Genomic DNA, 12,048 nt, shown 5'->3' with positions numbered 1-12,048 from the left:
TTCACCCCCATTAACGTGGTTGGAAGAACGCCCGAAGCTCAGTTTGTGCCGCTCAACTTCGTACCCGTCAATGTAGGCGTCAACCACGCGTACGCGTATGGGGAACTTGTCCGAAAAGCTCCTAGGGGAACGCCCTATTCGTGGAGTTCCGCGCCACATCCGTGCGAACAGGAATCGAATCGGGGGGGCAGCACGGGAAAATCCGCCATGAGAATCCGGTTTGCCGCCAAATCTGCATGACACGTTGAATCGATCCTTACCCCCATTGGGAATCTGGCATAAATTCTAAGGAGTTTTTTTGCTGCGCCCGTGCCAGCGTGCTTGGCAAAGGCGTAATACCGCGCACAACCGCCGTCATTGTGGCCGAGAAGAAGCCTGAAGTTCCGAAGGTCTGCCACATGATTGGAAGCAAGCCATGCAGAACATCACGCAATCCGCGCGGTCCCATCCCTTTATTAGTACTGCACTTGTCGCCCTGGCGTACTTCGCCGGTGCAAAGGTCGGACTTTCCTATGCGATGGTGGGAGGCGCCGTGTCTCTCGTCTGGCCCTCCAGCGGGATCGCTCTGGCTGCCCTGCTCGTTCTGGGTATCCAGGGGGCTCCCGGAATCGCGATCGGCTCGGTTGCAGCCAACATGTCGGTGGGCGTGCCAACTCGGGTGGCGCTGGTCATCGGGCTTGGCGCGATGACCGCGTCCCTGCTGGGGTGGCTTTCATTGACGCAGTTTGTGCGATTCCGGTGCACCATGGATCGCAGCAAGGACGTCATCGCCTTTATCGTCCTGGGTGCGACGACCAGTACGACAGTGAGCGCGCTCATCGGCGCCAGTGCGCTCGTTGCAGCGGGGCTCGCGCATCCCGGCGAATTCGCCCCTGCCCTTCTGCAGTGGTGGCTCGGGGACATGATGGGCGTTCTGGTCGTGGCTCCTGCGCTCCTGACATCGATCTCGTATCCAAACCCCATTCACTCCGCCAAACTGGCCTCGGAAGCGTGTGCACTTGCCCTTGCGACGGCGTGGATCAGCTATCTCATCTTCGGCTCCGGCGAACTCGCAGGGCATGGGTACTATCCTGCTGCCCTGGCGGTGTTCCCGTTCACCATCTGGGCAGCATTGCGCTTCGACCACTGGGGCACATGCCTCTCGACATTGCTTGTTTCGATCATCGCCATCTGGGGCACCACACGTGGCACCGGTCCCTTTGCAGCCGCAACGTCGGTGGACAGCCTGGTCAGATGGTGCGCATTTGCCAACGTCGTGGCCCTTACCGGGCTGCTGCTCGTGGCAGCACATGCCCAGGAAAAGCGAATCCAGTGGCTCCTGCTCGCCTCCCACGTCATGCTGGAGACGCGCGTACAAGAACGAACCCATGAACTCGAGCGCGCGAACCAGGAGTTGAGGAAGGAGATCGCGCGACGCCGCCTGCTCGAGGCCGAACTGATCCAGAGCGGCGATCTGCAGCAGAGGCTCATCGGCCAGGAGTTGCACGATGGCCTTGGCCAGCATCTCACCAGCCTGGACTTCTACTGTGTGGCGCTGAGCGAGGAATTGCAGAAGCATCGCCATCCCGCAGCCCCCAGCGCAGAGAAGATCGTCGAACTGGTCAAGCAGGCCGCTCTGATGACCCGCAAGGTCGCGCACGGCCTGGATCCTGTCGCAATGGAAGCAGGTGGCTTGACCGCTGCCCTGCAAGCCCTGGTCACGACAACGCGTTCGGTCAACGGCATCGACTGCGCGCTCCAGGTCAAGTCAGCGGCGGACTTCCTGGCGCCGCCGATGCAAAACCATCTCTTCCGCGCGGCACAGGAAGCGGTCAACAATGCGCTCAAATACAGCCACGGCAGCCACATATGGATCGAGCTCGATCGCGACAGCGGTTTCCAGCAACTCTCTATCAGTGATGATGGCGTCGGTCTCGCCGAGGACCAGCTGGCACATGGCACAGGGCTGGGACTGCACAACCTGCGCCATCGGGCGAGTCTGCTTGGGGGCTCGTGCACGGTCTCCTGCAATAGCTGGGGCGGCACCACGGTCGCAATCCGCTTCCCGATACCGGAGAGCCCGGACGATGCAAGGAACATCATATAGCCCGCATCGTGCGGTCCAGATCCTTATCGTGGATGACCATCCTATTATCCGGGAAGGGCTGACCCACTTGCTGCATTCACATGAGAACCTGCACGTTTGCTGCGTGGCCGGCAGTGCCGAAGAAGCATTGACGGCTGTCGCCTGCAAGCCCGACCTGGCCATCGTGGATCTCAGCCTGCAGTCGAACTCCGGCCTGGACCTCGTCAGGCATTTCAGGCAGCACCATCCGACGCTGGCGATCCTCGTTCTCAGCATGCACGACGAAGCCCTGTTCGCCGAGCGTGCATTGCGGGCCGGCGCCAACGGGTATCTCATGAAGCTCGGGGCCACGGAACACATCCTGAACGCCATCCGAGAGGTACTCGCCGGAAACGTCTACTTGAGCGCAGCGATGCATGAGAAGCTCGCGCGCACGCTGACAACGCCGACCAAAGCGCCCACGAGCGCCATCGCCCACCTGTCAGAGCGGGAATTCGAGGTCCTGCACCTGATCGGACTTGGCTTCAGTACACGTGAAATTGCCGAGAAAATGAGTCGCAGTATCAAGACCATCGAAGCTCACCAAGCCAACATCAAGCAGAAGCTGGGCATCCGAAGTGGCAAGGAACTGATGCGCTTCGCAATTCAGTGGCTCGAAGGCCAGTAGGCCGAGGCGGCCTGAACGACTGCGCTCGACGGATCGATGCACCCCATGCCGTGCAACGTCGCCTCAATGGCACGATCGAGCGGCGTGTGTGGTTCCTGTCCGAGCACGGATAGCAGCTTGTCGTTTGTCATGCGCACCGGCTTCTGCCATAGGTAACGCATCTCGCGCATCTCGCGGAAAGTGGTGACGAAGGGCGAGGCGACACTGAGCAGCCACCACGGGAACGGGCGCAGTATTGGCACACGGCCGCCACGACGAACCACGACGCGGCGAATGGCTTCGGCCATCTGCATGCCGTCCTCATCCCAATGCCCTGCCATGTGGAACGCCGCAAACGGTTCCAGCGATTCTCGCCGCGCGAGCAGTTCCACCATCGTGCGCGCCACGTCGGGCAGATACGACCACTGATGCCCAATGCCCTTTCGGCCGGGAAGATTGATGACGGTAACGGCCCGGCCCGGTTTGACCATTGCCTGGGAGAACCAGCTATTGCCAGGTTTCGGGCCAAAGAAGTCACCCGCACGAACCACTATCGTACGCACGCCGCTGGCCGTGGCCAAACGCAGACGCCGTTCCAGTTCGACGCGGATGCCTCCCTTGCGCGTGAGCGGATGCTGGGGCGAGCCTTCATGCGGGTCCGGGAAGGCGTCCGGACCGAAGTTATAGACGGTACCGGGCAGCAAGATGGTGGCGCCTTGTGTTGTCGCCGCGGCGATCGTATTGTCGAGCATGGGCAGCACCAGTTCTGCCCAGCGGCGGTAACCCTGCGGATTCACCGCATGCACGATCACCGAGCACCCCTGCGCGGCCGCCATGACATCCTCTCGGCGCATTGCATCACCGGCGATCCAGGTGATGCCATCATCAGTCGCCGGGACGTGTTGGCTTCGCGTGAGCCCGCGCACACTCCAGCCCGCGTCCCGAAGCTGCCGGGCGACCTCACTACCGATGCCGCCTGTAGCGCCAAGAACCAATGCTGTCTTGTCGGTTTGCATATCGAATCTCCCCTTGAACATGGGGAGCATTTTCAATGCACCGTCGTTATAATAAAATTGTCGAACATCGTATATCTGATATACATTTTTGTATGGGAACGGAACCTAGCTGGGAACTCTATCGCTCTTACCTCTGTGTGCTGCAGGAAGGCTCGCTGTCTGGCGCCGCACGCGCTCTGGGGCTCGCCCAACCGACAGTGGGTCGCCATGTCGAAGCACTGGAGAAGTCCCTGGGGCTCACCCTCTTCACCCGCTCGCAGACGGGGCTGCTCCCAACTCCGGCCGCGCTCGAACTCAAGCCCTACGCCGAGGCCATGAGCACTTCCGCAGCCGCACTGATGCGCGCCGCGGAAAGCCAGGGCGACGTCAAGGGAACCGTGCGCATCAGCGCGAGCGAAGTCATGGGCGCCGAGGTTCTGCCTCCTATCGTGGCGCAACTACAGGCGGCGCACCCGGGACTCAAGGTCGAACTCGCGCTGACGAACCGTGTCCAGGACCTGCTGCTGCGCGAAGCCGACATTGCCGTTCGCATGACGCGCCCGAACCAGGACGCCTTGCTTGCCCGGCGCATTGGCGTCGTCCAACTGGGCCTGCATGCGCACCGACACTATTTGAGCAAACGGGGAATCCCCGAGAAGCCGGCCGAGCTGGCAATGCATGCGTTGATCGGTTTCGACGAGGAGACGCCGTTCCTGCGAGCGGGAAGCAAGACGCTCCCGGGCTGGCGCCGGGATGCCTTTACGGTGCGCACGGACAGCGACCTCGCTCAATTCGCACTGATCCGCGCAGGCGCAGGCATTGGCGTCTGTCAGGTTGCACTGGCTCGGCGCTATCCTGACCTTGTGCGCGTGATGCCCGACGACTTCACGTTTCCACTCGAAATGTGGGTCGCGATGCATGAGGACCTGCGCCACAGCGCGCGCTGCAAGGTTCCGTTCGACGCCCTGTGTGCGGGCCTGGAACACCACGCCGCCTGAAGGCGCTCCGCGCGCACCTCACTGCATTTCCGCCCTGTCGCCGCCCAAGGCCTCTTCCAGGAATTGCATCACTGCTTGTACACGGGCCGTACGTCCGCGACGCGTCGGCACCAGCAATGTCACCGGCGCGCTGTCGAACTCCCAGTCAGCCAGCACCCGCACCAGTCTGCCGCGCGCGACAGCGTCGGCCACGTCCCATTCCGAACGGAGCACCAGTCCCAGGCCCTGCTCTGCCCACTGGCGCGCAATACTGCCGTCATTGCTGGTGTAGGCCGCCACGACACGCACGGTCTCTCGTGCCCGGGATCGCCGCCCTGCGCTGGCGTCCGGCCAACGGAAGCGCCACAGCGTCGCGTCCTCGTCGTTCTCCCGGATGCAGATGCAGGCGTGCGAGAGCAAGTCGCGGGGCTCCGCGGGCGTGCCGTGCTGGCTCAAGTAGGCCGGGCTGGCGCACAGCCAGCGCGCATTGGGTGCCAGTGTGCGGGCGATCCAGGATGAATCGCGTACCGCGCCGATGTGGACCACGGCATCCGAGTCGTGGCGGTCTGGCCAGGGAGTCTCATGCAAATCGAGCTGCAAGCGCAAGCCCGGATGGGCCAGCGCAAAACGCCCCAGCAGGGGGGCGATATGGTGCCGTCCGTAGCCAAAGGGAGCGGCAATACGGAGCGTTCCCGTGAGTCGGCTGTCCTCCCTCCTGAAAGACTCGGGAAGCTCATGGAGCTGAGCCAGCAGCGCCGCACTCTCACGGGCGAAGCGTTCGCCTTCGGGCGTCAGGCTCAACCGCCTGGCAGTGCGGGTGGCAAGCGCAAGGCCCAGGATGGACTCCAGCTTGCGCAGGCGCGCAGACAATGCCGGCGGCGTCACATTCAGCGCGCGCGCCGCTGCGCTAAGCGAGGGCGACTGTGCCAGCGCCTCGACCAGGCGCAGGTCCTCGATCTGGATCATTCACTTCAGCTTAACGATTGATGTTCCGGGATTTAACCACGAGCCACACTATCGTTTCTACACTGGGAACCTCTGACGACAGTGCGCCGCTGCGCAAACCTCTCGTAAAAGGATCTCATGGACAAAGTCGCTCCCCGCCTTTCGCCGGCCTGGCCGCGTGCCGTGCTTTTCGACCCGCTCACCGCATTGCTGGACTCCTGGACCCTCTGGAATTCGGCGGCCGGGTCCGAGGCCGCGGGCCGCGCCTGGCGGGCCGAATACCTGCGGAGGACCTACGGCTGCGGCGCCTACGTGAGTTATGAACGACTGGTGCAGGAAGCGGCCGAACACGTCGGCTTGCCCTGGACGGCCCCGCAGGCGCTGGAAGCGCACTGGGACGAATTACCACCGTGGGACGGCGCGCGCGAGTTGCTGCAGGCACTGCGGCCGCATTGCAAACTGGCAGTCGTGACGAACTGCTCCGAGCGCCTGGGGCAGCGCGCTGCCGCCCTGTTGGGAGTCGACTGGGATGCCGTGGTCACTTCCGAGACGGCCGGCTACTACAAGCCCGATCCGCGCCCGTACCAGCTTGCCCTGGAGGCACTCCGCGTGCAGGCACCCGATGCCGCCTTCGTGGCCGGTTCCGGCTATGACATGTTCGGTACCTCACCGGTGGGATTGCGCACGTATTGGCATAACCGCATCGGCCTCGCGCTGCCTGCCGGTGCGCCCGCGCCGGAAGTCGAGTATTCGACCCTGCCTTCGGCACTGCCGTGGTTGCGGTCCTTTCGTGCTGCAAGCCGCTAAGACGCTCCGCTATGGCCCCTCGCACTCTGCGGCGTCGGGCCTCATCTCGCGTGGCCTGCGCAAAGACGTACCGGCACTAAAGGCCAAGCGCCAATACATGGACTGACAAGATCATGGACGACATGAACACTTCCTCCACGTCGCTAATGAAGTTGGAAACTCCCGCAGCAGTCATCGACACCTCGCGCATGCATCGGAACATACAACGGATGCAGGCACGCATGGACGCGCTTGGCGTGCGCTTCCGTCCCCACGCCAAGACCAGCAAGTGCTCGCAGGTCGTACGCGCGCAGATCGCAGCAGGGGCCAGCGGCATCACCGTCTCCACACTGAAGGAAGCGGCCCATTTCTTTGACGACGGCATCACCGACATCCTCTACGGCGTGGGCATGGTGGCCAACAAGCTGCCCCAAGCGTTGGCGCTCCGCCGCCGGGGCTGCGACCTGAAGATCGTGACCGACAGCGTGGATTCTGCGCGCGCCATCGTTGCCTTCGGCGCGGAAAACGGCGAGGTCTTCGAAGTCTGGATCGAGATCGATACCGACGGCCATCGCTCCGGCATCCGCCCGGATGAACCAGCACTCCTCGATGTCGCGACCGTGCTGCACGAAGGCGGCGCGCGTCTTGGTGGCGTGATGACGCACGCGGGTTCCAGTTATGAACTCGATACGCCGGAGGCACTTGCCGCGATGGCGGAGCAGGAGCGGGCCGGCTGCGTTCACGCCGCCGATCGACTGCGCGAAGCCGGCCTGCCCTGCCCGGTGGTCAGCGTCGGCTCCACGCCGACGGCGCTCTCCGCGAACCACTTGCAAGGCGTGACCGAAGTACGCGCCGGCGTTTACGTCTTCTTCGACCTCGTCATGCACAACGTGGGCGTTTGTTCGACCGAAGACATCGCACTGAGCGTGATCACCACCGTGATCGGACACCAAGCCGACAAAGGCTGGGCCATCGTCGATGCGGGTTGGATGGCCATGAGCCGCGATCGCGGCACGCAGAACCAGAAACGCGACTTCGGCTATGGCCAGGTGTGCGGAGTCGATGGTGCAGTCATTCCGGGCTACATCCTCCGTGGCGCAAATCAGGAACATGGCATCCTGTCGCGCGCGGATGCGACGGATACCGACATCGCCAGGCGTTTCCCGATCGGCACACGGCTGCGCATCCTGCCAAACCACGCATGTGCCACGGGCGCGCAGTTTCCCTCGTACCAGGCTCTCGCCGACGAGGGCGAGATCGCTGAATGGCACCGCTTGCATGGCTGGTAATCAAACCAGGCGCGAAAGCCGGTAGATGGACATGTTCTCGGTGGGATGGATTATTCGACTTTGACGTTGGCCTTCTTCACCAGGCCGGCGTAACGGTCGGCTTCAGTACGGAAGAACTGGGCGGCCGCCTCGGGAGATCCGGGCTTGATGGCGGTGGCCTGCTTCTTCAGGGCTTCGACCACCTCGGGGCTGGAGAGCGCCGTGGCAAAGGCATCATGTATCCGCTTCACATCGGCGGGCTTCATGTTGGCGGGGCCCACGACGGCGAACCAGCCTTCGACGTGGTAATCGGGCAGGCCCTGCTCCGCGATGGTCGGCACATCGGGGGCAACGGGCGAACGCGCATCGCCACACACGCCAATGGCACGCAAGGTGCCGGCCTTCAGGTAAGGCAACGCGGCATTGAGTGCCACCACACCCATGTCCACCTGCCCGCCAAGCAGGTCGGTCACCATCGGGCCAGTGCCCTTGTAGGGGATGTGATTGGCCTTGGCGCCGGCTTCGCTCAGGAACATCTCGCCGGCAAGATGGATGATCGTGCCGTTCCCCGACGACGCATAGTTGTAGGCATCGGGCTTCGCCTTGAGCAGCGCCACCAGTTCCTTGACGTTCTTCGCGGGGACTTTCGGATTGACCACCAGCACGAGCTGGGTGGCGCCGATTACGCTGATCGGCGTCACGTCCTTGATCGGGTCGAAGGGCATCGACTTGAATACGCTCGGATTGATCACGTGATTGTTCGACACCAGTCCCAGCGTCAGGCCGTCGGGTTGCGCCTTGACCACGGCGGCCGCACCGGTGATGCCACCTGCTCCGGGCAGGTTCTCGATCACCACGGGTTGCCCCATGGCCTTGCCCAGCGCAGGGCCAGCGGTACGGGCGATGGCATCGACGCCGGAACCCGCGCTGATCGGCAGGATCAGCCGCACCGGCTTGCCGCCTTGAGCCAGCGCGGGCAACGCGGTGCAGAGCAGAAAGCCTGTGGCAGCCGCCACGGCCCTCCAGTGGGGGCGTGAAATCATGGTTGTCTCCGTCTTTTTTATGGGAACAGCGGTAAGGCAATTTCGGGGCCTGGCTCAGTCACCTGGCCTTGTCATGCGTCCCAACACTTCGTCGTTGTGCTCGCCGGGCCTGGGCAACGGATGCCTGACTCCCGGGCGCCTGCCGCCCATCAACAGCGGCAACAGGACCGTGGGCGCCATCGAGCCGTCGTCCATCTGCATCGGCACCAGCCCGCCACTTTCCTTCAGGTGTGGATCGTCGAGCAACTGGTCAGGGCGGACGATCGGCGCATAAGGGATGCCTGCGGCCTCGAGTTTGGGCATCAATGCTTCGGGGCGATGGTGCTGAAGAATGATGCCCAGTTCTTCCAGCAACTGGGGCCGCACTGCCACACGGGACGCGTTATCGCGGTACTCGGGCCGGTGGACCAGTTCTGCATGCCCTAGCACGTTGCAGAGCGTAACGAACTGCTTGTCGCTGACCGCACCGATGAAGAGTTGCTCGCCGTTGGCCAGCGTGAACACGTCATAGACGCTCCACGCCGACACGCGCGACGGCATCGGCGGCGGTGCCTCGCCCGTCATCGCAAACTGCTGCATATGCTGCGACGCCAGGAACACGCAGTTTTCGAACAGCGCGCTCTGGATCTCCTGTCCTCGGCCGGTACGATCACGTTCGCGCAGCGCGGCCAGCACGCCGATGGCGCCGAACATGCCGCCCATGATGTCGTTGACCGACGTCCCCGCGCGCAGCGGCCTGCCCTTCGGCCCGGTCATGTAGGACAGGCCGCCCATCATCTGCACGACTTCATCCAGCGCCAGCCGTTTTTCGTACGGTCCGGGCAGGAAGCCCTTGTGGGAAACGTAGATCAGGTGCGGGTACCTTGCCGACAGCGTTGCGTAGTCGAGACCGAGCTTTTCCATCAGGCCGGGCCGGAAATTTTCCAGCAGCACATCGCTCTGCCCGGCCAGTTCGGCCGCGGCCGCGCGCCCTTCTTCGGTCGTGATGTCCAGCACCACGCTCTTCTTGTTGCGGTTGAAGGCGCGAAAGAAGCCGATGCCCAGCCCCGGAAGGTTGCGGGTCTTGTCACCACCGGGCGGCTCCACCTTGATGACCTCGGCGCCCAGGTCGGCCAGGATCATGCCGCAGGTGGGCCCCATCACCATGTGGGTAAATTCGACGACACGGATGCCGGCCAACGGCAGCGATGTGTTCTCTTGTTGCATGGTACGGTCCAGGATGTCGATCAAGCCACCGCGCGATGGGCGCCGGCAGCAAAGGTTTTGGGCAATCCGGCGCGCCAGAGCGTGCCGTGCAGCGTTTCCCCGGCAAGCCAGCCTTTCACCTGCTGTCGCAATGCCAGCAGTGCATCGATATCGACGCCCGTCTCGATGCCCATGCTGCCGAGCATGTACGCCAGGTCTTCGGTCGTCACGTTGCCGCTGGCGCCGGGCGCGTGCGGGCAGCCGCCGATGCCGGCCAGGCAGGCATCGAAGCGCGTGACGCCGGTTTGCATGGCCGCCAGCACATTGGCCAGGCCCAGTCCGCGCGTATCGTGGAAATGGCCGCACCAGAAGCGGTCGCCGGCCATCGCGACGGCCCGCTCGAACAGTTCACGCACCATGCGCGGATCGGCGTAGCCAACCGTGTCGGCCAGGCTCACGCGATCGGCGCCCGCGTCGAGCAACGCCTGCATCAGCCGCAGCACCTCATCGGGCGCCACGCGACCCTGTAGCGTGCAGCCAAAGGCCGTGCCCACGCCACCTTCGATCAGCGTCCTCGACCCCGCGGCGTCGCGCGCCGCGCGGATACGTGCCACCTCGGCCACCACTTCGTTGGGGGTCTTACGCAGATTGGCAAGGCTATGCGCGTGGCTGGCGGACAACGGCACGATCATCAGGTCGGCACCGCTGGCGATGGCATCCTGGGCGCCGCGCAGGTTGGGCACGAGCACCGAGACGAACAGCCCCGGCAGCGTGCGGGCGAACGCCACCAGCTCGGCGGTATCGGCCAATTGCGGCAACAGTCGTGCGGGGACGAACGAGCCCACCTCGATCTCGCGCTGGCCTGCGGCGTGGGCAGCACGAATCCAGGTCTTCTTGTGTTCGGTGGGGACGATGGTCCGGATACTTTGGAGCCCGTCACGCAATCCGACCTCACGGATTACGGCGTGCAGCGGCCAGGCGGCCAGTTTCTGGTGTTGCGATGCAGGGGTCATGGCTTGCGGCGAGACGCCGGGAAGAGACAGGCGATACCTGCCACTCTATGCCGTTCCAAAAACAATCGGAAGCGATCTTCTGCCATCGCTATCGTTCCATATCGGAACGTCTGAGCCTACAATCCAGGCATGCGAGATCTCGACCTGACCACCCTCCGGCTATTCGTCGCCGTGTGCGAAACCCAGAACATCGCACGCGCTGGCGAGCAGCAACATATCGTGGCATCCGCCATCAGCAAGCGGCTGGCGCAGCTTGAGGAGACGGTCGGCACAAGCCTGCTGGACCGCCGCCGCCGTGGCGTGGTGCCTACCGCCGCCGGCGAAATTGTGCTGACTCATGCACGCGCAATGCTGGCCGCAGCCGACCGCGTGGCGCGGGACATGGCTGACTTTGGCTCGGGCATTCGGGGTCAGGTGCGCCTGCTGGCGACCGTATCGTCGATGGCAGAATCGCTGCCGGACGACATCGCCGCCTTCCTGCAGATCCCGGGTCATCAGGATGTTGGCATCACGATCGAGGAAAGCCTGAGCATCGACGTTGTGCGGTCGCTGCGCGAAGGCTCGGCACCACTGGCGATTTGCTGGGATGCGGCCGACCTCGAAGGATTTCAGACCCGCCCGTATCGGACAGACCATCTGGCAGCGATCGTGCATGGTTCGCATCCGCTCGCCCGGGCTGACAATTGCGCATTCGCGCAGACGCTGGATCATCGGCATATCGGCATGCCGGCGCAAACAGCCGTCCAGACCATGCTGAATCGACATGCCGCAATTCTCGGCCGACGTATCGACTACCGGGCAGTCGTATCCACATTCGATGCCGCGCTGCGCTGCGTTCGCGCAAATCTGGGATTGGCCATCCTCCCGCAGGAAATTGCGGAACCCGTTGCGCAGGCACTCGGTATTCGCGCAATCCCCTTGCGCGACGACTGGGCCCGCCGCCGGTTTGCCATTTGCTCGCGCGACTTCGATACGCTGTCGCCGGTCGCAAAGATGCTGGTGGATTTTCTGGAGGCTCGGGCAAATCCACAGACCGGCGTTACGCGACGTGGAGATTCGTGAGGCGCCGTTCGTGGCATTGATCCAGTCGAACGACTGCGATCGGCCAGTTCTTCCCGTGCCCGT

At 63.7% G+C, this 12,048-nt stretch carries 11 protein-coding genes; 6 read left to right on the top strand and 5 right to left on the bottom strand.

Annotated elements, in window-relative coordinates; all coding sequences use genetic code 11:
- Positions 1-415 precede the first annotated feature (415 nt).
- Both AC3G88_RS13550 and AC3G88_RS13545 read left to right on the top strand, forming a co-directional pair.
- Positions 416-2,086: an MASE1 domain-containing protein gene (locus tag AC3G88_RS13550; RefSeq protein WP_488772237.1), complete on the top strand. Its 1,671-nt coding sequence runs from the start codon at positions 416-418 to the stop codon at positions 2,084-2,086.
- A gap of 28 nt (positions 2,087-2,114) precedes the next feature.
- Positions 2,115-2,732: a response regulator gene (locus AC3G88_RS13545; RefSeq protein ID WP_488772238.1), complete on the top strand. Its 618-nt coding sequence runs from the start codon at positions 2,115-2,117 to the stop codon at positions 2,730-2,732.
- Here the strand turns inward: AC3G88_RS13545 and AC3G88_RS13540 are convergent.
- Positions 2,711-3,727, bottom strand: coding sequence for an NAD-dependent epimerase/dehydratase family protein (locus AC3G88_RS13540; RefSeq protein WP_488772239.1), 1,017 nt, complete (start codon positions 3,725-3,727; stop codon positions 2,711-2,713). The genes AC3G88_RS13545 and AC3G88_RS13540 overlap by 22 nt on opposite strands.
- Before the next feature lie 92 nt (positions 3,728-3,819).
- On the opposite strand from AC3G88_RS13540, the gene AC3G88_RS13535 reads away from it, so the two are divergent.
- The gene (locus tag AC3G88_RS13535; RefSeq protein ID WP_488772382.1) at positions 3,820-4,704 is read left to right on the top strand and encodes a LysR family transcriptional regulator; all 885 of its coding nucleotides are present in this window, start codon (positions 3,820-3,822) and stop codon (positions 4,702-4,704) included.
- Positions 4,705-4,722: 18 nt separating this feature from the next.
- On the opposite strand, the gene AC3G88_RS13530 is transcribed toward AC3G88_RS13535, so the two are convergent.
- Positions 4,723-5,649, bottom strand: coding sequence for a LysR family transcriptional regulator (locus tag AC3G88_RS13530; protein WP_488772240.1), 927 nt, complete (start codon positions 5,647-5,649; stop codon positions 4,723-4,725).
- A 117-nt stretch (positions 5,650-5,766) separates the two neighbouring features.
- On the opposite strand from AC3G88_RS13530, the gene AC3G88_RS13525 reads away from it, so the two are divergent.
- Entirely contained in the window at positions 5,767-6,435 is a 669-nt protein-coding gene (locus AC3G88_RS13525) for an HAD family hydrolase (RefSeq protein WP_488772241.1), read from the top strand.
- A gap of 122 nt (positions 6,436-6,557) precedes the next feature.
- Entirely contained in the window at positions 6,558-7,703 is a 1,146-nt protein-coding gene (locus AC3G88_RS13520; protein ID WP_488772383.1) for a DSD1 family PLP-dependent enzyme, read from the top strand.
- Between the two features lie 50 nt (positions 7,704-7,753).
- On the opposite strand, the gene AC3G88_RS13515 is transcribed toward AC3G88_RS13520, so the two are convergent.
- Genes AC3G88_RS13515 through AC3G88_RS13505 form a run of 3 tightly spaced genes read right to left on the bottom strand, consistent with a single transcriptional unit; the run spans position 7,754 to position 10,923 of the window.
- Positions 7,754-8,725 (bottom strand): tripartite tricarboxylate transporter substrate binding protein, encoded by a 972-nt coding sequence (locus AC3G88_RS13515; RefSeq protein WP_488893438.1) that lies wholly within the window; start codon positions 8,723-8,725, stop codon positions 7,754-7,756.
- Positions 8,726-8,779: 54 nt separating this feature from the next.
- On the bottom strand, positions 8,780-9,931 hold the full coding sequence (locus AC3G88_RS13510; RefSeq protein WP_488772243.1) for a CaiB/BaiF CoA transferase family protein: 1,152 nt from the start codon (positions 9,929-9,931) through the stop codon (positions 8,780-8,782).
- Between the two features lie 20 nt (positions 9,932-9,951).
- Positions 9,952-10,923, bottom strand: a complete 972-nt coding sequence (locus AC3G88_RS13505) for a hydroxymethylglutaryl-CoA lyase (RefSeq protein ID WP_488772244.1) — start codon at positions 10,921-10,923, stop codon at positions 9,952-9,954.
- Between the two features lie 129 nt (positions 10,924-11,052).
- Between AC3G88_RS13505 and AC3G88_RS13500 the strand changes: the two genes are divergently transcribed.
- Complete coding sequence (locus AC3G88_RS13500; protein WP_488772245.1) at positions 11,053-11,985, top strand: LysR family transcriptional regulator; 933 nt, start codon at positions 11,053-11,055, stop codon at positions 11,983-11,985.
- Positions 11,986-12,048: the final 63 nt, after the last annotated feature.

It is taken from the genome of Cupriavidus sp. 86D6, from assembly GCF_057815095.1.
Note: the sequence above shows the minus strand (reverse complement) of the source record. Positions and strands in the feature narration are given on the sequence as shown.